Here is a 20,346-nt window from a genome sequence, read left to right as displayed (position 1 = left end):
CCCCCTATTGTTCTTCAATTTTAGGCCATAATCCAGCCCATTTAACAGATGCAGCTTGTTTAAAGGAATCGAGGATATAAGCCCTAATGGATATTATCCAACCGATTGTAGCAATTACAATTACAACTAACCATACAGGAATACCCATCCAAGTATTTGGTTCAGGGTTAATAATAGTTAATATTCCAGTAACAACCATTGCTAAAAATGCAGTAGCTGCAGCTAATTTAAGAGTTCTAACTTGATCTTCATTAGGTCCTAAACATGCGTTAAATGGATGTTGAATAGCCATTGTATTCATGATAAAGAATAATGCTATAAATCCAGGAGCTACAACAGATGCTAAAATTCCATCAATAGTATAAGTTCCTGCAAGAGTTGCAGAAAATCCTAAAACGGATAAAGCAGCAGCACCAGCTATTTCAGCAGTACATCTTTCTAAAATAGGTATTTTCATACCAACAATCTTTTTAGCAATTACTCCTACAATTAATCCTAAAACCATAGCAAAGATTAAAGCAAGAATAGGTCCTAACATTCCTAAACCTTTCATAAAGGTTGTTGTTACAATAGCAACTCCTGCTAATGCACCGATAATACCTATTGAAAGTGACATATAACCAATAGAAGGTACACCAGTACCTAAACCGTAACTTGCAACTCTTCGAATCGCATCTGCACCCCATACAATAGCACAAACTGCACCAAGAGAAGCGAGAACTGGGCCAAATACAGGGTTAAATTGTACTAAATAAATCCCAAGAAGTCCACCAACGATTCCTAAGAGCATTAATTTTTCAGCACCTATAGAACCACCAGATGGTCCACCACCAGCAGCTGACATTATACAACACCTCCAGTTAAAAGGATAGCAAATACTCCCATTACAATAGAAGCAATAGCACAAGCAACTATACCAGTACCAATTCTTTTAAATTTAGGGTCGTGGAAACCTTCAATAGTACCACCAATATTATATGAAGCAATTACTGAATTTATAAAGAAAACACCAACAGCTAAAATAGCAGCTAAGCCTGCAGTAATAGCTGGGTCAGTTACAAAACTACCTTCAGTCATTGCAATATTAATACCATAGTAAACAAGTCCTCCACCAGCACCACCAAGTAAACCACCGATAATACCACTTACATAACAAACAGTAGGAATACCGTGACCTTCAGTACCAGAAGTTACATATTTTTCTTGATTTCTACCAGTTATTGGGTCTACTTCAACTTTAGCAGAAGAAGGTACAATCCCAACACCGAATACATAAATTATATTAGCAACCAACATGGTTATTCCCATCATCATCATTGCCCCGACTGCTCCAGCAATCGCGATAATATAGAAAGGTTGACCAGTCATAGCTGCTGCAGTGATTAAACCGGTTAATCCAGCACCTGCTGCGAGCATTGCTGTTCCAGTTCCTACACCAGTAGCTGTTGCCATAGCTGCAGGAGCTCCTCCTACTGGTATGAAGTGTACACCTCCACCAATGAGAATTCCTCCAACTGTGATAAATATTATTAAAGTTATTGGATCCATAAATGAAACCTCCTTAATCTTCCTTATATGGTCCATATTTAGTTCTGGCAAAGTTTTCTATTCTTTCATTCATGATAATAAGAAGAATAACTATGATTAAACCAGCTATTAATCCTCCAATTAATCCGAACACTACAGTTATCCAGAAACTGAGGAATACAACAGCGCCAAAACAGAAACCAGTTAATGGTCCACCAAATTTCGCACAGAAGTTAACAATATCAAGAGAATTTCTTGCACCAATTTCACCTTTAGTTACAATATCACCATGTATAGCTACAGGAATACCTCCACCAAAAGGATATTGTTGATATTCTCTTTCTGCACCATAATGAACATCTCCAGTAGAAGAACCAATAGCACCAATAGTTATTCCCCACAAAACAGCGAGAAGCGGTAATGGGAAAACATGCAATGGAGTTCCATTTAGAGGTATAGTCATTAAATAAGCTATACTTACAATACAAAAAGTAGTTATAAAACCATGACCTGCAATAGGTCCTAAAGATTGAGTTAAAGCATCCATAAATAATGGTTGTTCAAATTGAGATTGACTTACAATCCGTCCCAAGTGTGAAGTAACTGTATATACAACGTGTACTAAAGCAGCAATAGTTGCACCAATAGCAATTCCTGCAATAGGCATTACATTAAAATTAAACATTGGTGAAATTAAAACAAATGCGATAGATCCTGCGATACCACACCAGGTACCATAAGCGACTGGTTCACCAGAAACCGCCTTATTCACGAATCGGTGTAAATGTCCCATTTGAGGAGCGAGCTGAACTTGTGAGTTTGGATTACTCATAGAACCTACATCAGACTCTAAGTCCTCTGAGGCACCAGCAATAGTCGCAGCTGCACCCATCAATGCAACAACACCTAATGTTATAGGGTCCATATTTCTTTTCCTCCTTAGTTTTATTAAATTGATTATTTAATAAATGTGATTTTTATTAATTTTAGATAATTGTTTCATTAGATAATTATTATATAATTTTCATTTATAAGATAAATCTTCATTTATTTTCATTTATAAGAGATAATCTTCACATATTCTTCATTATATTTTGATAATTTTAATTTAAATTTTCTTATTCTAAAAACAATTTCTAAAAATAAAAAAATAATAGGTGTTTTCACACCTATTTAGCTGGTATAATTAAAGCTCTTTCACCATCAGGCATAAATTCTCTTAATGCACCTTTTGCAATTTCAGCACGAGGTTGGGTGAAGTCAAAGCTTAAGTTTTTATCAGCAAACGCAATTTTAACTAATGGATTGAATGCAAATGCATCTCCACGAGCAGAGTGAGGAGCTTGTGAAATACCTGCGTATTCACCTTGGTGTCCTACATTCATAGCGTAATTAGGATAGTTTGGTCCTCTCATTTCAACTGGTAATCCTTCGTCGTTTCTGATAGAGAATACGTTGGATGCACCACATTGATCTTGTAAATCGTAACCATAAAATCCTAATCTGGAGTGTTGTTCTTTGTGTAAGTACATGGATAAGTACCATGCGCTTAAACCAGTTTGTGAGTTTCCAGTAGCAAATGCAGTGGAACAACCAGCAGCAGCTGAAACAACAGAAGCTCTTTGAGAACCACCGAATTGAGTTTCAAGTAATGCTGGGTACTCTTCGTATTGTTCTAATCCATAGAAAGTTACTTCAGAACCTACATCGAGAACAGTATCCATATTATTTGGAGCTTCACATAAACCGAATTTATCTTCGACATATTCTTTACCATAGTATAAGAAGTCGTCGAGAACATTGTCAGTATAAGCAGCTGATGCATATTGGGTAAATCCAACACCACCAGACATGTAAGAACCTAACCAAATTTGATCGTATAAAGCAGCACCCATAGCTACTACATCTAATGCAGATCTTACTGGGTCTTCTGGGTTAACTCTTGTGGATTGACACATATCAGCTAAGAAACCAAATGCGATTCCACCAGGTTCGTTTTCTGCTCTTGCTCTTCTAACTGGTAAGTAAGTACCCATGTGAATAACTTCTGCATGTTTAGATGCATATGCAAAATCACCAGTAGCTCCTTCACCAGCACATTGGTTGTAAGCAGAAATCATAGACATACCAATTTGCATAGCAGACCATCTGGAGGTAGTACCTCCATCACAAACTCTTCCTACAATAGTAGGAATTCTTACAGCTTGCCATACTTTGTCCCCTACTTCAGCTTTTAAAGCTTCAGCTTGTTCTTCAGGGAACTCTTTGTTAATATCTAAAACAAAAGATTTGTCAATTTCATCAGCTAATTCATCATCACCAGTGAATATTTTTACATAACTGTCAGCTACTAAAGATGGGTTGGTTTCAACCATGTGTTCTTGTACAACAGCTGCACCAGGCATAGCGTGGTTAACAGTTTCTAAATATTCAGTGATTGTTTCAGGAGTAACTTCCATACCTAATCTTTTTTCAAGAACGTTATGTGCAGTGTTTAAACCTACAATAACAGTTCTTCTGATGTCATCCCACATTTGTTGGATAGCAGCATTGTTAACGAAATGGAAATCGTCACCTTCAACGTAAGTGTCAGTTGTAGATACTTGATAAGGCATTAATGCTCTTTGTCCTAATGGAGAACCTACATCTGGGTTATATTGAGGAATTCCTCTTTTTGCAGCAATTTCTTTACCTGCGTTAGCAAATTCAGTTTTCCTTTCAGATTGTTTCCATCCACCTAATGTATAGAAAGTGGTGGTTTTTTCTTCAGGATCTTCTTTGAATTTTTTATTTAATGCTTCGATAAACTTTTTATCAGCCATAATAATCTACCTCATCCTTATTCTGGACAGAATCCACCATTGGATCTTGCGACGTGTATTCTGTGTAATATTTCTACAGCGTCTTTATCGTCCTTATAAGCTTCACCATCTACTCTGTAAATAGTTGTTTTCTTCATTAAAGTTTCTTCATCTAATGGCTCACCGAGTACAACAGGTTCATCAAGTTCTTTACCGATTTGATCTTTTACGGATTCGATTTTACCAGTTTCTTTGTTTAATATTTGTCTTCTTAACATATCAAACATTACACCGTCTTCATCAAGTCTTAAAGAGTGACCGTGTACGGATTTACCTCTGATTCCAGACCTTGCTGGATCGAAGTATTCGGTTTCTAATAATTCTTTAGAGATTCTTTCGAGATCTCTTTCTCTTGCTTCGATAATTTGTCTTCCAGACAAAGTACCTGCATCTACACCTCTAAATCTATTTAAGTAAGATCTAGATCTTAAGAAAGGTTGAGCTGGAGCAAAGTACATAGAGTCAGTGAATTGAATATATCTTACTCTGTCACCTGCTTTTGCACCATCAATTGGCTCTACTAATTCTCTAATAATGTCTTCAGGCTCGTCCATTTCATCTAATGGTGGGTGAACACTTTTATATTCTTCACCTGGAGCTCTGTGACCTAATACTTTTACTACGCCTTCATCAGATATTTCTCTTAATTTTTCTAACTCATAATCTGGGTCAGAAAAGTTTCTTCTATTTTGAGCTACCTGAGAAGTTCCTGGATAATATTGTGCCATAAATCATGCACCTCCTAATGCTAACTTAACTTTTCTAATAATCTCATCTAATTTTTCTTGGGAACATGTTTCTCCCCTAATAACGCCACTAATAATATTAACAATCTTACCTTGAGTTTTAACTCCTTTATCAGCCTCATCAGGCATGACTCTTGAAGTTTTAACACCAATTTTGGCAAAATCTTCAAAATCAACAGGATATTCACAAATAACAATACAAGGGCGATTAACATTTCTAAGTATCAGCCTTGCTTTATAAGTAATATGATTCTTGACTCCTCCAAGATGTACAACAAGTACTTTAAATTGTGACATTTGTTCAACTTCTTTGTCAGTTAAACCAAATCCGCCACTAGCACCTGGAGCATCAGATGGAGTACCTGCACCAGCATTTAATATCATTGTACTAGTTAAAACATTGGCCTCTCGAAGTGCGAAGGTTATTTCACAAACAGGTTTTGTGATGTGCCTTCTTCCAGGAGACATAGCTACTGCAAGAACATCACTTCCACATTCTGCAAAAGTGCCCCTTTGAGCAATTCCTCCTCCTTCACCAAGTCCCATTGTTTCACGACAATCAACAACGTGAGTGCAACGTCCAATCATTTCAATTAATCCATAAATTTAATTTTTATATTTGCTAATTTAATCCTTATCTTTTTTTATGATAGTTACTCTGTCTGCGAGCTTAGCTGATTGGTCAGTCATCCCTATTAATTCATCAGGAATGTCTGCGTCACCATACTTTATGCTATCAGATACAGTCTTCTGAGTTCTGATATATTTTCCAATATTAATGTCAAACCCAAAAGGAAGATGTTCACTACATATTTCCTTTATTTCATCAATAGTTGACTCATTTGAAATTTCAACAAAAATACGGCCAGTCTTTACTTTAAGCTCAACTTCTTTACCATTGACTGTAATTCTTCTTCTATCAGCATATTTAGGATTTTCATTAGGGTCTTCGGGTGGGAGCCTAGGTCCTTGAATAACAGTACGTTTAACATCATCAAGTCCTTCAATACCATTTAACAACTTTTCAGTTGTATCTGCTCCTAAAACTCTATGTGGAAATACTTCAATGTCCATTTATAATAAGCCCCATTATAATTAGATTCATGATTAGTCTATGATCATAAATCACTGTGAATTAATAAATCATTATGATTATTAATCATTTTGTGATATAACCATTTGAAAAATCAATAAAGATTATTTAGATGTCACCTTTGATATCTGCAGCCGCTTCCACTACATATTTAAGTGGTTCTCGGAATTCGTCAACACTACTGAATACTTCTTTAATTAATCCAGAAGTAGATTCAGGTGAGAAAAGCTGAGTTCCTGCATCTAAACACATTGCAGCAACAACACAAGGGATACAGAATCCTTTACTGTGTCTTGTAACAACGTGGTTACCGTTAAAGAGACCTGGGCCTCCTCCACCGTATATAGAGTGACTAAAGAATGAAAATCCTACAGCTACCCCTTCAGCTCTACCGAAGTCTACACCTGGAAGACCAGTTGCAAATTCAAGTGAGTCGTTAAAGTATAACAATGAGGATGGTACACCCTGAGCAGCTCTAGCAGCACCTACATTTACCATAGTTGCAGCAGTAGCTCCAGCAGCAGCATAAGCATTCCATTTAGCTAAATCATTTGTTTCATATACATTAAAGCCATTTAAGTCTTTTTCTACACTGATAACATTATCAGCAGCAGCTCTTTCAATAGTACCATTCATTACAGATCCAACACTTCCATCTTTAGCATTATCTTTTACTAAATCTAAAACGATGTTGTCTGCGTTCATTCCTTGATAAGCTAATCCTAATAAGTGCATTCTTTCAAATGCTCCGATAGCATCTCCCATTTCAAACATAGCAGTTTGTTCTAAGATACTGGAAAGTGCAGTTCCTTGTAATGTGTTTTTTAAAGTAGCAGCAGCTACGTGGTTTGCCATGATATTTCTTAAAGCATATCCTGGTCCTTCGAGTTTTTGTGGAATATCTAACATAGTTGCAACGTTAGATCCCATGTAATCTACAGACTGTGGATATCTACCAAGAATTGCAGCTTTTACCATGTTAGCGTCGTACATACTTATATCAAATTGCTTGATAAGAGCTTGTACTAATGCAGTTGCAGTTGCTAATGTTGCTACAGAATATTCAGCAGCAGATTCCAATCTTGCGGTAGGTATTTGTACTAAAATCCTTTTTCCACCAGAAAGGAGCTCTACATTTGTATCATCGTCGTCAGTTACTTGAACCATTTCTTTTAAAGAACTTGCAATTGCTTGAGCATTGCCAGTAATATCTAGGTCCATTTCTCTTCCTAATATTTTAGATCCTTGTCCACCGACAGTTGCGGATCTTAAAGAGTTTTCAATACCTTCTAAGTTTACAGCTACGGTCCTTTTTACACCACTAACGATGCTTTTTATTGCAGGGTTCCGTAGTGGGCTTAAGGCTTCGATAGGTACATTAGATTCTACTAATGACCCTCTATCGTCGTACAAATCGACTTTATCATCAAACTTCGCCATTTTTTCCCTCCTAACTAAATATAGTTATTGATATACCACCCAAATACAAACGGTCATTTTTAAGCTTGTATCGAGTAAGCTTATTTGCAGTTATTTGCAATAACTAGCTATTTGGTATACGAACTTTAATTTGATTAATATATATTATAAAGATTATTTCTGAATTCAAATAGCAAAGCTTATAAGGGAGAACAGAACATGAATTTCGTAAGAATTCATTCATTTTAAGTAATACTATTTTAAACTAATAAAAATTAATATAACCTAAAATGATAAGAAAATTAACATTTAATGTTTCAAATATAAATTAAATTAGATTAATATTATTATAAAAGCATTAATAATAATTAAATCAAGAAAATAAATCTATATAAAAGTTTTAATATAATACGTATAAATAAGAACGAAATCTAAAAAATAAAAATGAACAAAAATAGAACTATTAAAATAAAAAAGAACAAAAATTTATAAAAAATAAAGAAATGATAATCTTTTGTGCAGAAAAAATAAGCAAATTAAAATTATTGTAAAAATAATTAAGTATTACTATATTTACAAGAATAGTAATTCAAATTATATTTAATTTGTCTAAAATAAAAATGATTTTAACTAGAAAATTTATGAAAAATTATTAAGAAAATAGGTAGATACAAAAATGATATAATATAAAAAAATAAGATCAAAAAATAGATGAAAATAGATAAAACAGATAAAATAAATAAGAAAATAGATATAAAATAGATAAAATAAATAAAATAAATAAAAAAATAGATTAAAATAGATAAAACAGATAAAATAAATGGGAAAATAGATGAACAATATATTAAACTATTAGATTCTTTTCATTCCAAAGAAATTAATAGCTTCAACTAAATCTCTAAATAATTCAAGCTCTCGTTCTATAACATTTTCTTCAGTTAAAGTACCACTCATTTCTCCATCCACAGATAGTTTTTCTGGACCTCTTCCAACAACACGATCTATTCCATCTGCACTAAGGATTTTTTCAGCATCATTTTGATGAACAAATGCTCTTCCAGGAATAATAGCAGTTTTTTTTACATCTGATAAGTCTAATTCTTCTAAATCTTCTTTTGTAATAAGACAAGCAATATCTTTGTTTGTAGCTACTACATTAACATCATTAGTATCAAGTTTGTTGAATATTTCTTCTATATATGGAGCAGCAATTTTAGAAGTTATTATTGTAGCTTCACCAGTAATTTTTTGAATAAATTGAAGATAAATCTCATTTTCTGAAGATGCTAATGCAAATGGAGCACCAGTTTCTGGATCACAAACAGGAGTTCCAGTAACACGAATATTATACTCTTTATTTATATCTTCCACAAGTTTTCTAAATTCATCAACTGTATTAGAAGTTATATCTTCAACAATAGGTTCATTTCCTAAAATTAAACCTTCATTAGTTGTATTAGCAAATCTCATAAGAATTAAAGCTTTAGCACCCCAAGATTCAAGATCTGCACAAGTTTTATGAAGAATATCACCATCATTTACACCAGGAATTATAACTGTAGCTGCATGTAAGTCTGTACTTTCTGCAAAAATTCTAGCTGCTTTAAGAGATTCTTCAGGATTAGGATCTTTCATCCATTCACTTCTAAGCTTTGGATTTGATGAAAATAGGGTAAAAGTAACCTCATCAACCCCCTGATTAATTAATCGATTAGCTATTTCAGAATCATCAATACCTTTTCCACTTGTATAACCGAGATGCATTGGAATATCAAATTGGTGAAGAGTTCCAGTTAATTCTTCAAGATGAGGATAACAGCTAACATCCCCCCCACCACTAATATTGACTTTAAGGTCTTTGTCATTTGGATTAGTCATCATCAAAGTAGTTTGAACCTCATTCACTACGAAAAAAGGCATTTTAAATTCATTTTTTGTTTCAGTTACACCTTCACTACATTGAGGACATCCAATTTTGCCCGGAGAACAATCTTTACAACCTAAAGGTTCAATAGGTTTTACTTTTCTAAAATAACAATATTTACAGAATCCTCGACAATCTTTACCAGGAATTCCACCAACATCAGCTACAATTTGCATAATAATAGTCTCTTTTTCATATTATAAAAATATTTATAAATAATTTATAAATAATTTTATAATAATTTCTGAATAGTTTATAAATAGTTTATAATAATTTATGAATATTTTATAAATAATTTATGAATAATTTATGAATATTTATCTTTTTATAAATTAGTTATAATAATTAATTTATTATAAATAATATAATAATCATTTATTTTTTCTTCTTCAAGTGGAAAACAGCCATTTCAGCTGATGTACCTAATCTCATAGGAGGAGTCAAAGTACCAATACCATCAGAAACATACATATATTTACCATTATCCTCATAAAGACCTCTTAAATAAGGAAAAACCATTTTTACAAAGTAATTAAATGGGAAAAATTGACCACCATGAGTATGTCCAGATAAAACTAAATCTATTCCAATATCTTTAAATAGGTCCCACCCAACAGGAACATGGTGTAATAATATTGAAGTTTTGTTTAAATCAATATTGATTTCAAAATCTTTGCTATTTCTATTAGATTCTAAATTGACATCGATAGAATTATTTTCATTACTTTCAACATTAGGAATCTGATTACCTATATCAATATGTTCATGATCAAAATTATTAAAATCATTAGAACCAACAGAACCAACAGAATGAGAGAAATCAGCAAACTTTTTTGAAGTTTTAGAACTATCAGAATCTACATTTTTAGATACACTATTGGTAAATCCATTTCTACCAAAAGGAATTCCTATTAATTGAGTATTTTTAATTTCAATAGTTTGATTAGAAAGAATCCTAATATTCGCATTTTTTGCAGCTTTAATAACATTATCTATTCCTGGATAGAAGTCATGATTTCCTGGAGTGAAAAATATCGGAATTTTAGACTTAGCTAAAATTTCAAATGAATTTGGATAAATTGGCGAACTACCATCAGCTAAATCGCCAGTAATAACAACAAAATCAGCATTTACTTGATTAGGTTCATTAATTTTATTAACAATATTATTCAATAGGCGATCTCTTCTAATAGCACCAATATGAAGATCAGAAATATGAATAAATTTAAAGTCTTCATTTAAATTATCAAAAGATAGGTCAATATTTTTAATTGTGATTTTATCAGCATTATAAACAGCATAAATAGCTATTAACGTGACTGAAACCAATAAAACTATTCCAAAGAATATATCTGGAATATTTACAATCCATGAAATAATGTGCATAATAATTGTTAAAATAAGAAGATAAATTGATGTTCCTTTCCATATCTCAGATATTACAGCTAAAAAATGAGTTATTTGATTAGGATGAAGTCCTTGGACAACGGTAGCTAATAAATAGATCCCAGCAATAATTAAAGTAAGTGGAAGTATTAATGAACTTCCAGCACCATCAAATAGATTTGAAACTAAAGTAAATAGCAAATAAATATAAATTGCATAGAGCACTGTAAAAAAAGGCCCATTCATTATTAATCTTCTAGTTTTTATATCCAATTAATCACCATTAAATAAGAATCAATTATATTATAAATCTCATAATATTACTAAATAATAATCGAGTAAAGTAGTAAATAATAAATTGCTTAATATTTTATAAATTTTATAAATTTTATTAAAATTTCATAATAATATTATTTATAATAATATTATGTATTCTATATTTTATAATATTTATTAAAATATTTAAAAAACAATTAAATAATCACTAAGAAACATTTTATCATATATATATTTATTATATATTTTATGGATATTATTTTTACTAATATTTTTACTAATATTTAAATTAAATCAAAATATTACAAATTTATTATAAAAAATACTAAAAAAATACTAAAAAAATACTAAAAAAGTACTGAAAAAGTTAAAATATACTAAAAGTAGTAATAAATTACTAAAATTAATTAAATATAATATAAAAAATACTAATAACTTAAATAAATAAAATCAATGAAATAATTATAAAATAAAATAAATATAAACTGCAAAAATAAAATAAAAAATTCAGCGAAAAAGCTGAATTATTAATTTATCAAATATTATTTTTTTGATTCATTATATATTAGTCCAATAGCTCTTGATCTGAATACAAGTAAAAATGCTGGAACAATTAATAAATAAGCTATTATACCAATTATTGGAATAAATATAACTAAAGCAGCTACTAAAGAAATAAGTATTACAATTATATAAAGTAATATAAACCAAATAATATAATTTCCCCAGCCTATTTTTGAGATTGTGTTTGAAATTTCTCCAAATTCAAAAATTGATCCTAATTTACCAGTTTCAGCTAGTCTTCCCATAGCTATAATTGCAAATAATGAAAATATTATAGATAGAATAACAGTTACAGTATGAACAATGAACATTGAAAAGCCAAGAGCACCCATATATACAGTGGACATCATATAAGGTATTTGAAGTCCATTTGTCTGATTATAAAGGTTTAATGTTTGATTAAGAGAGGATGCATTTGATACTCCTAAAAGATAATATAAAACAATTGCAACAATAATAGGTATTATCATATAAACAATGCTCAAAATTAAGACTTTAAAACCATCGATAATATTTTCAGACCATTCAAATTCAGGTAACTGTCTTTTTTGACCTTCAACAGAAACATTTGGATTAACTATAGTATCTTTTATAACACTAAGACCATATCCATAATACACCAATCCAATGATTATTGAAAATATTGCAGTTATTGCTCCAAAAATAGCTACTGCAATAAACTGACCAAAAATTGCGCTAATTCCAGTTAAAAAGGCCAGTATAAGAATTCCAAAAATTAAAAGACCTAAAATTGTAATTTTGCCCCAATCCCCAGTGGAATATTTGAAAGCATCTTTAAAAATTTCCGTAACATCCATTTTATCACTCCAAATTTTATCTTTATCTATTAAATAAAAAATGATTTTAATTAATAATATAATACAGCACTAAATATAGCAATAATATAGCTCTAAATACAGCTCTAAATATAACTTTAAAAAATATTTTTAAACATTTTTACTTCTCTATAAATTAAACCAATAATTCTTCCATAAAAAATTGTTATAAATGGTAAAATAGCTAAGAAAAATATTATAAGACCTATAAATGGGATAACTGAAACTACTGCACCAATAATCAAAATAACAAATGAAATAATTAATAAAAGTATAGCTATTATTAAATAGTTTTTCCATGAGATTTCATTAATATCCTTAATGATTTCTTTAAAATTAAATACAGACTTTATACTATTTGTATCAGCTAATCTCGCAATAGCTATAATTAAAAATAAAGTAGTTAATATAAAAAGAATAGCTCCAATAACAGCCAATGATATTAAAATATTGGTATTTAAAGATATATTAGACAGTTGAATAATATTGGACATTGTTTCAGGACCATAATTCAGATAAATTGCTAAAAGTTTAGTAAGACCATTTAAAGCTCCTGTAAAATAAGCTATTATTAAAGTTATAGCTAAAGGCACTATGTAATATATTATAGAAATAAATAATATTTTAATTCCATCAATAATATTTTTAATAATATTAATAGAAGGAATATTAGAATTATATGATTCTTCAGAATTAATTAATGAAACATCTAAATTAGTTATTGTATCTCTAACTATAGAGAGAATATATCCTAAAACAATGAGAAAAACAACAATTCCAAAGATATTTGAAATAAAATATAAAATTTTTGTAGCTAAAATTTGATTTAAAGCTATTGTAATTGAAGGTGAGAGGGATAAAAGCCCATCTATAAAAAATAAAACTCCTAAAGTCAATAATTTATCAATATCTTTAGTAGGATAAGTTAATGATTCACTGAAAAGTTCTGAAATTTCCATACTACACCTTTAATATATAATCATTTAATCTATTGAACTATTCTGAATTAATGTATAATTATTTTATATATTTATGAATAATTATTATTAAACTTTGCTAATTTTAAATAAATACATATATATTGATAAAAAAGTTTGAAAAATACTAGAATCACAAAAAATATAAAATATAAACAAAATAGAAAAAATAATTAAAAAATAAACAAAAGTAATCAAATATAAACAAAATAGAAAAAACAAAATAAAAGAAATAAGTTAAATAAATAACTTATTCTTTTGATTCATTATATACTAAACCAAGAGCTCTAGCTGCAAACATATCTGCATAAGGTCTAAGGATTAACATTACAATTATAATTCCAATATATGGAATGATTGAAACAACACCAATAACAGTATTAATAACGACGAAAAGTATTATTGCATAAAGAACAACCCATATAATGTAATTTGCCCATCCAATTTCACCAATCTTATGAAATACATCGATTATATTGACAGCTTTACCTAAACTTTCAGTTTCAGCTAATACAGCAACAGCTGCTAAGAATAGTAATGAGAATACTAAGAAAAAGATTCCTCCAATTACGAAAACCATTAAAAAGCTAAAAGCCGCTGCAGATGATAAAGCTTGAGGTATTGCATTTGGCCCATACATAACATAATATAATGCTAATTGGTAGATGTAATTAAATGCACCAGTAGCATAAGCTACTATTAAAGTTACTAAAGCAGGGATTATATAGTAAATAAATCTTAAAACAAGAACTTTAAGTCCATCAACAAAATTTTTAACCCAATCAAAAGCAGGAACATCACCATCAACATTATTGATTGATTTTCTAGTTATACTTAAAGTATATCCCCATAGTATCAAACTAATAATAAACAGCAGAATGAATGAAATAGCTGCTACAATAGCTGCACCTAAGTAGTCACTTAATGCAATTCCAAATAATTGCAAAATAGCAATAAAACTCATTATAATAATGAGTACACCAAATATCAATAATTTATCCCATTCTTTCGTTGGATAAATTAATGAGTCTTTAAAAAGTCCTACGATATCCATATTTTCACCTCATATATACCAAAAATAATTTTTTGATGTTATTTGGTCTGTTGAATATACTTTATAAAGTTATCTAAAAAGATAGGCTAAAATGAAAATATCTAAAATTAATTAGTATACCAACTATCAAAAAATAATGAATAAAAATTAAAAAGAAAAAATAAAAGAGTTAGATAAATAAAAAAATAAAAAATAAATCATACATAATGAAAAAAGAAATTAAAAAATAAAAAATAACTATATTAAATAATAATATAGTTAATATTGACTAATTATTAATCGAATATTAACAAATTATTAAATTATCAAAGCTATTTGAATAATTTATTCTTTTGATTCGTTATATATCAATCCAAGAGCTCTAGAGCTGAATATTGTAAGATATGGAGTAATCACAAGTACAGATATTATTCCAATAATAAATCCGAGTAGTGGAACTGATCCCAAAGCTCCTACAATTGCTTGGATAATGAATATAATCACATATAAAAGAATAAACCATACAATATATTTTCCCCATCCTATTTTACCAATGTCTTGGAATACATCTCCCAAGCTAACTGCAGCCCCTAAACTATTAGTTTCAGCTAATTTTGCAATAGCTATCATCAATAACAATGAGAATATTATAAACAATATAATTGCTACAACAGCTACAATAATAGCACTAGTTTGAAGATCTGCAATTAATTGTGGTGGAATCATTGTTGCATTTGTTGCAGTTATAGTCGCATTTTGTGAAGCTGCTGTAAAACTTTGTAAAACATAATTCCAAAGAGTTGCAAACTGTTCAAAGAATCCAGTTAAGTATGCTACAAGTAAAGTTATTGCTACAGGTATTATATAATACACAATGTGTACAATAAAATATTTAATACCATCTATAAAGTTTTTCATCCATTGGAATTCAGGTAAATCATCAGAGCGAGAAATTGTTTCCCTTGTTACACTCAAAGAATAACCGTAAATAATAAACGTTAATACTATAAGTAAAATTACAAAGATTACTCCTAAAACAGCAGTCAAGATAGGTTGTCTAAAAATAGCAGAAACCCCTAACAAAATCGCAAAAATACTTGGTATTAATAACAAAACACCCAATATTATCACTTTCACCCAATTTCCAGCAGGATATTTCAAAGAATTTTCAAAAAGTTCCGTAATATTCATTTTATCACCTCATTAAATATATCCCCAGATACTACAGAATATACTATAATTTATAGAATATACTATAATCCAAAGAATATACTATAATTATATTATATATAACAACTTATTAATAAATGTATCTAATATCTAAGAATGTTTTATAGATGATATAAAAATTTAATCACCATTTCTTTAAAATCATGTATTTTTGTGATTAATATATTTTTGATATGTTAATTAATATATCAATATTCAATTTTTTAATCAATCAGAGGTTTTTGAAAATATATTATTACAGATATATTATTACAAACAACTGTTATAAGTAATTATAAGAATAAAATAAGAATAAAAATATTATTATAAAGAATATAAATAATATAAAGATAATATTACTAATTAAATAACCAATGATTCAATAATAGCTTTTAATTCTTCAATTCCAATATCAGATTTAATACCAATTGGACTAAAATGAGTTTTTATAGCTAAAAATCCTTCTTTTTTTAGTGAATCTATAACTTTATCTAACTTAGGTGCACTAATTTTAAGATTTCTGCAAATCACATGAATGTCATAAAAAGTAATTGGAGCATCAGATTCTTCTAAACAACTGTTTAACAATTTTAAAACCTTTTTTTCTGTATTAAGTTGTTTTTTATTAGATTTATTTTCATCTAAGTTCGAATTATTAGAATTATCTTCATTTAGTTTGGAATTATTAAAGTTATCTTCATCTAAATCAGAATTATTAGAGTTATCTTCATTTAGTTTGGAATTATTAAAGTTATCTTCATCTAACTTGGAAATCATATTAGCTATGAAATCATGATCTTGAAGTTTTCCAATCCAAAGTGGACCTGCAATAACTAGTTTTTCTCCACAAATTGGGCAAATTTCTGGAATGGGACTAGCTAACCCAGTAATCGCTTTTCTATACAAACATTTTTTACAATGAATGATATGGCCAATATTTTCAGCTAAAGATTCATCAGTAGCTGCTGAACCTTTGTTAATTTTAAGATAAAGTCTCATATAATGTTCACTACTATGAGATAGCTTAATACCCTCAATATATTTTTTATATTTAGCAAGAGTCAAAGCAACAAAACCCGCTAATATTCTAATTCCATTTTCATGGCAATATTCACTTTTATAAGGTTTAGCATTGTATTTCCTAATACAAGGTTCTTTATATGTTCCACAAAGAGCTGATGTATCAGTAGCTGTAACACAGAGAAGAGAATCTTTTTTAAGAGAATAGCTAGCAGAATCAATAAAATATGATGGAGTTCCAAATGGATCAATATCAATTACATCAAATATCCCCCTATTTTCACGAAGCATGATGTTAGCTTCTTTTTGGTGAATCTCGATTTCTACATTGTTAATTAATGCATTGTCTTTTGATTGTTCAACAGCTAGAGAGCTAATATCATTGACAAAAACTTCTCCAACACCATCAATTTCTTTTTTGTAACGAATAGCCCGTATTCCACTTCCACCAAAGACATCACAGATATTTATCTCTTTTTCAATTTCTTCTTGAAATGTTTGAAGAGCCAGTATTGATATATCCCTATTTAACTCCATTCGAGAATTATAAAAAACAGGAGCGCTAGCTGAAACTTTTTCGAATTTAGGAACATGAATTTCTACTAATCCTTCTTTAATTATTTCTATATCTTGTTTAAGCATAGCTAACTCCACTTTTTAATTATTTATAGATTATTATAATCATGAATTTTAAATATTATTTTATAATATTATAATTTTAAACTATAATTCTAAACTATAATTTTAAATACAATTTTAAATATTATTATAAAATTGTTATTATTATATAATATTATTATAAATATTTATTTTATAAATATCCATAGTATTTTATAAGTGTTTAAAGTACTATCATAATAGTTTTGTAAATTCATTAGCTTATTAAATTTTATAATATTATATATTATAATATGAATATGTATTATTATTTATAAAATTTATAAAGAAAGTAATTTTTATAAACAAATTAATTAAATTTTTATTATTAAATTATATTTTTCATATATTATTTATTATTAAAAATTTTATTAAATAATAGATTTATAATTATTTTTAAATGAATAAATAAAATATATTTTAAAATAAGTAATACTTGCATTTATATTTAATAATAATGTGTAAAAGTATATTAATAAAGATTAAAATAGATATGAATAAATATAATTAAATATATTTATAATATAAATTTTTATATTAAATATAAGGTTTATCCTATTTATCATATTCTAATTCATTAAATTCTAAGATTAATTTTAATTCTGAAATTAACCTTATTAGTGTTTTTATATTTATATAGAATTTTATTAAAATAATTATTATTAATTATAATATAAATTATTAGTAATAATATAATTAATCAATACAAATTAAATTAATTAAATCATACAAAATAAAGGTGTAGCTATGTCACAAATTCGAATTCCAATTGCAAACCCAATCATCGGAGAAGAAGAAATAGAAGAAGTTGTAAAAGTTTTGAAATCAGGTTTTATTGCACAAGGCCCTAAGGTAGCTGAATTTGAAGAAAAATTTGCAGAATTTGTAGGTTCAAAATATGCAATAGCTACTAGTTCAGGTACAACTGCTTTACATGTAGCTCTTCTTTCTTGTGGAATTGGTGAAGGAGATGAAGTTATAACAACTCCTTTTACATTTGCAGCTACTGGAAATTCTATTCTTTATACTGGAGCTAGACCTGTATTTGTGGATATTGATGAAGATACATTTAATATAGATCCTGAAAAAATTGAAGCAGCTATTACTCCTAAAACAAAAGCTATTATGCCAGTGCAATTATATGGACAATCTGCAGACATGGATAAAATTAATGAAATAGCTAAAAAACACGACCTTTATGTGATTGAAGATGCTGCACAAGCTCATGGATCTGTTTATAATGATAAAAAAGTAGGAAATATGGGAGATATAGCTTGTTTTAGTTTTTATCCTACAAAAAATATGACCACCAGTGAAGGTGGAATGATAACTACTAATAACCAAGAGTTAGCTGAAAAAGCTAAGATGTTTAGAGCTCATGGTGAAACAAACAGATATGAACATGCAGTTCTTGGATACAATTTCAGAATGACAGATATAGCTGCAGCTATTGGTATTGCACAACTTAAAAAGATCGATGGGTTCAATCAAAAAAGGATTGATAATGCTAGCTATCTTACAAAAGAATTAGAGGAAGTTGATGGAATATCAACTCCTAAAGTTCTTGAAGGAGTAAAACATGTTTATCATCAATATACTATAAGAGTGGAAACTGGAAATAGAGATGAATGGGTGAAATTCCTAAATGATAATGGAATAGGTACAGGTATTCATTATCCAATCCCAATTTATCAACAAGAACTTTATGTTGAGTTAGGTTATAATGATAATCTTGAAAAAACTGAAAAAGCAGCTAGTTCTGTTATTTCTCTTCCAGTCCATCCAAGTGTAACTAAAGAAGATTTAGCTACTATTATCAAGGTTTTAAGAGAAGCTTCAGCTAAATTTAGCTGAATAGCTTTTAATTTTTATAATCTCAATTATTTTTTTTATTTATATTTATTTAGTTTTTTATTTTATCAGTGAAAAATTATCTTGATTTTATTTAATATTTTTATTTGATAAATCAACCTTATTTTATCATTGCATTAACAGTATCTACTTTATCTTTTAATCCACGAGTATCTTTATCTCTTCTATCATCTATCTTTAAGACAGCAAATACTCTATTAGCTCCAACTTTAAAAACAGCTTCTTGAGCAGCTTGAACAGCTTCATAAAGTTCATCAAGATTTTCAGCTTCAATTTGAGTTCCCATTCCAGTAAGTTCATAGCTAAGTCCAGAATCTTTAATAGCTTGAACAGCTACTGAAACATAATCACCTAAATCAGTTTCCTCAGTTCCAATTGGAACAATACCAAAATCTACTGTTATCATATTTACATTTTTATATTTTATTTCTAATAAATTTTTTTAAATAAAAAATATGATTGATAAAAACTTGTATAATTTATTCAATGATAATATAAAAATATTATACTTTATATATCAATTATTGATGTATCAACTATTGTTGAAAATAAAATAAAATAAAAATAATAATTGTAAAATTAATAAAAAATGATAATAATAAATAAAAAAAGAAAGGATAAAAAGAATTAATTTATCCTTTAAAATGTTATTTTTAGTGTTTTAGGCTTATTGATTTTTTGTTGTTAGCTAGTATTATTTCTTTGTTTTTGTTTTTGGGATCGATTTGGAAGTGTGCTATGCAGTATCTGTGATTTGCTTTATCTGGGAAGTAGCTGACGATTATTGATATTTTCTTGCCTGGGACTATTGATTTGATTTTGATGTATTTGGTTTTGATTTTAACTCCGTTTCTCATATGGAAAAGAGCTAAAACAGTAGATTTAGATTTTAAACTTCCTTTATTAGCTATTGTAACTTTATATGTGGACACTTTTTTCCTGAAAG

General features: G+C 28.9%; 18 protein-coding genes. 1 reads left to right on the top strand and 17 read right to left on the bottom strand.

All coding sequences use genetic code 11. The annotated features are described in order from the left end of the window. Positions 1 to 4 precede the first annotated feature (4 nt). The 15 genes from mtrC to KQY27_RS01810 form a co-directional block, all read right to left on the bottom strand. Positions 5 to 844 (bottom strand): tetrahydromethanopterin S-methyltransferase subunit C, encoded by an 840-nt coding sequence (mtrC, locus tag KQY27_RS01880; RefSeq protein WP_224424882.1) that lies wholly within the window; start codon positions 842 to 844, stop codon positions 5 to 7. Next, the gene (gene mtrD / locus KQY27_RS01875; RefSeq protein ID WP_224424881.1) at positions 844 to 1,548 is read right to left on the bottom strand and encodes a tetrahydromethanopterin S-methyltransferase subunit D; all 705 of its coding nucleotides are present in this window, start codon (positions 1,546 to 1,548) and stop codon (positions 844 to 846) included. The genes mtrC and mtrD overlap by 1 nt, the downstream gene beginning before the upstream one ends. 13 nt (positions 1,549 to 1,561) lie before the next feature. Continuing rightward, positions 1,562 to 2,452: a tetrahydromethanopterin S-methyltransferase subunit E gene (gene mtrE, locus KQY27_RS01870; protein ID WP_224424880.1), complete on the bottom strand. Its 891-nt coding sequence runs from the start codon at positions 2,450 to 2,452 to the stop codon at positions 1,562 to 1,564. 244 nt (positions 2,453 to 2,696) lie between these two features. After that, entirely contained in the window at positions 2,697 to 4,349 is a 1,653-nt protein-coding gene (mcrA, locus tag KQY27_RS01865; RefSeq protein ID WP_224424879.1) for a coenzyme-B sulfoethylthiotransferase subunit alpha, read from the bottom strand. Between the two features lie 17 nt (positions 4,350 to 4,366). Further along, positions 4,367 to 5,116 (bottom strand): coenzyme-B sulfoethylthiotransferase subunit gamma, encoded by a 750-nt coding sequence (mcrG, locus tag KQY27_RS01860; RefSeq protein ID WP_224424878.1) that lies wholly within the window; start codon positions 5,114 to 5,116, stop codon positions 4,367 to 4,369. A 3-nt stretch (positions 5,117 to 5,119) separates the two neighbouring features. Next, on the bottom strand, positions 5,120 to 5,722 hold the full coding sequence (mcrC, locus tag KQY27_RS01855) for a methyl-coenzyme M reductase I operon protein C (RefSeq protein ID WP_224424877.1): 603 nt from the start codon (positions 5,720 to 5,722) through the stop codon (positions 5,120 to 5,122). A 39-nt stretch (positions 5,723 to 5,761) separates the two neighbouring features. After that, entirely contained in the window at positions 5,762 to 6,208 is a 447-nt protein-coding gene (gene mcrD, locus KQY27_RS01850) for a methyl-coenzyme M reductase operon protein D (RefSeq protein WP_224424876.1), read from the bottom strand. Positions 6,209 to 6,335: 127 nt separating this feature from the next. Continuing rightward, a complete protein-coding gene (gene mcrB, locus KQY27_RS01845; protein WP_224424875.1) occupies positions 6,336 to 7,667 on the bottom strand; it encodes a coenzyme-B sulfoethylthiotransferase subunit beta in 1,332 nt (443 codons plus the stop codon). Between the two features lie 831 nt (positions 7,668 to 8,498). After that, positions 8,499 to 9,746 carry a methyl coenzyme M reductase-arginine methyltransferase Mmp10 gene (mmp10, locus tag KQY27_RS01840; RefSeq protein ID WP_224424874.1) on the bottom strand — a complete coding sequence of 416 codons (1,248 nt, stop codon included), beginning with the start codon at positions 9,744 to 9,746 and terminating at the stop codon, positions 8,499 to 8,501. A 199-nt stretch (positions 9,747 to 9,945) separates the two neighbouring features. Then, the gene (locus tag KQY27_RS01835; RefSeq protein WP_224424873.1) at positions 9,946 to 11,229 is read right to left on the bottom strand and encodes a metallophosphoesterase; all 1,284 of its coding nucleotides are present in this window, start codon (positions 11,227 to 11,229) and stop codon (positions 9,946 to 9,948) included. A 545-nt stretch (positions 11,230 to 11,774) separates the two neighbouring features. After that, complete coding sequence (locus KQY27_RS01830; protein ID WP_224424872.1) at positions 11,775 to 12,614, bottom strand: DUF4013 domain-containing protein; 840 nt, start codon at positions 12,612 to 12,614, stop codon at positions 11,775 to 11,777. Between the two features lie 116 nt (positions 12,615 to 12,730). Next, entirely contained in the window at positions 12,731 to 13,591 is an 861-nt protein-coding gene (locus KQY27_RS01825) for a DUF4013 domain-containing protein (protein WP_224424871.1), read from the bottom strand. A gap of 268 nt (positions 13,592 to 13,859) precedes the next feature. After that, positions 13,860 to 14,663 carry a DUF4013 domain-containing protein gene (locus tag KQY27_RS01820; protein WP_224424870.1) on the bottom strand — a complete coding sequence of 268 codons (804 nt, stop codon included), beginning with the start codon at positions 14,661 to 14,663 and terminating at the stop codon, positions 13,860 to 13,862. 324 nt (positions 14,664 to 14,987) lie between these two features. Continuing rightward, complete coding sequence (locus KQY27_RS01815) at positions 14,988 to 15,833, bottom strand: DUF4013 domain-containing protein (RefSeq protein ID WP_224424869.1); 846 nt, start codon at positions 15,831 to 15,833, stop codon at positions 14,988 to 14,990. 381 nt (positions 15,834 to 16,214) lie between these two features. Beyond that, the gene (locus KQY27_RS01810) at positions 16,215 to 17,513 is read right to left on the bottom strand and encodes a tRNA (guanine(10)-N(2))-dimethyltransferase (protein ID WP_224424868.1); all 1,299 of its coding nucleotides are present in this window, start codon (positions 17,511 to 17,513) and stop codon (positions 16,215 to 16,217) included. A 762-nt stretch (positions 17,514 to 18,275) separates the two neighbouring features. On the opposite strand from KQY27_RS01810, the gene KQY27_RS01805 reads away from it, so the two are divergent. Continuing rightward, complete coding sequence (locus tag KQY27_RS01805; RefSeq protein WP_224424867.1) at positions 18,276 to 19,382, top strand: DegT/DnrJ/EryC1/StrS family aminotransferase; 1,107 nt, start codon at positions 18,276 to 18,278, stop codon at positions 19,380 to 19,382. Between the two features lie 118 nt (positions 19,383 to 19,500). Here the strand turns inward: KQY27_RS01805 and KQY27_RS01800 are convergent, their stop codons facing one another. Next, a complete protein-coding gene (locus KQY27_RS01800; protein ID WP_224424866.1) occupies positions 19,501 to 19,806 on the bottom strand; it encodes an MTH1187 family thiamine-binding protein in 306 nt (101 codons plus the stop codon). 247 nt (positions 19,807 to 20,053) lie between these two features. Beyond that, a partial coding sequence (locus KQY27_RS01795; protein ID WP_224424865.1) for a CARDB domain-containing protein occupies positions 20,054 to 20,346 on the bottom strand: 293 nt, incomplete at its 5' end.

It is taken from the genome of Methanobrevibacter sp. TMH8, from assembly GCF_020148105.1.
Taxonomy (GTDB): domain Archaea; phylum Methanobacteriota; class Methanobacteria; order Methanobacteriales; family Methanobacteriaceae; genus Methanobinarius.
The sequence above is the reverse complement of the archived record's forward strand: the minus strand, read 5'-3'. Positions and strand labels throughout refer to the sequence as shown.

Bases quoted from the DNA above. Each gene is read 5' to 3' on its own strand.
- mtrC (WP_224424882.1), bottom strand. From the start codon at position 844: ATGTCAGCTGCTGGTGGTGGACCATCTGGTGGTTCTATAGGTGCTGAA.
- mtrD (WP_224424881.1), bottom strand. From the start codon at position 1,548: ATGGATCCAATAACTTTAATAATATTTATCACAGTTGGAGGAATTCTC.
- mtrE (WP_224424880.1), bottom strand. From the start codon at position 2,452: ATGGACCCTATAACATTAGGTGTTGTTGCATTGATGGGTGCAGCTGCG.
- mcrA (WP_224424879.1), bottom strand. From the start codon at position 4,349: ATGGCTGATAAAAAGTTTATCGAAGCATTAAATAAAAAATTCAAAGAA.
- mcrG (WP_224424878.1), bottom strand. From the start codon at position 5,116: ATGGCACAATATTATCCAGGAACTTCTCAGGTAGCTCAAAATAGAAGA.
- mcrC (WP_224424877.1), bottom strand. From the start codon at position 5,722: ATGATTGGACGTTGCACTCACGTTGTTGATTGTCGTGAAACAATGGGA.
- mcrD (WP_224424876.1), bottom strand. From the start codon at position 6,208: ATGGACATTGAAGTATTTCCACATAGAGTTTTAGGAGCAGATACAACT.
- mcrB (WP_224424875.1), bottom strand. From the start codon at position 7,667: ATGGCGAAGTTTGATGATAAAGTCGATTTGTACGACGATAGAGGGTCA.
- mmp10 (WP_224424874.1), bottom strand. From the start codon at position 9,746: ATGCAAATTGTAGCTGATGTTGGTGGAATTCCTGGTAAAGATTGTCGA.
- KQY27_RS01830 (WP_224424872.1), bottom strand. From the start codon at position 12,614: ATGGATGTTACGGAAATTTTTAAAGATGCTTTCAAATATTCCACTGGG.
- KQY27_RS01825 (WP_224424871.1), bottom strand. From the start codon at position 13,591: ATGGAAATTTCAGAACTTTTCAGTGAATCATTAACTTATCCTACTAAA.
- KQY27_RS01820 (WP_224424870.1), bottom strand. From the start codon at position 14,663: ATGGATATCGTAGGACTTTTTAAAGACTCATTAATTTATCCAACGAAA.
- KQY27_RS01815 (WP_224424869.1), bottom strand. From the start codon at position 15,833: ATGAATATTACGGAACTTTTTGAAAATTCTTTGAAATATCCTGCTGGA.
- KQY27_RS01810 (WP_224424868.1), bottom strand. From the start codon at position 17,513: ATGCTTAAACAAGATATAGAAATAATTAAAGAAGGATTAGTAGAAATT.
- KQY27_RS01805 (WP_224424867.1), top strand. From the start codon at position 18,276: ATGTCACAAATTCGAATTCCAATTGCAAACCCAATCATCGGAGAAGAA.
- KQY27_RS01800 (WP_224424866.1), bottom strand. From the start codon at position 19,806: ATGATAACAGTAGATTTTGGTATTGTTCCAATTGGAACTGAGGAAACT.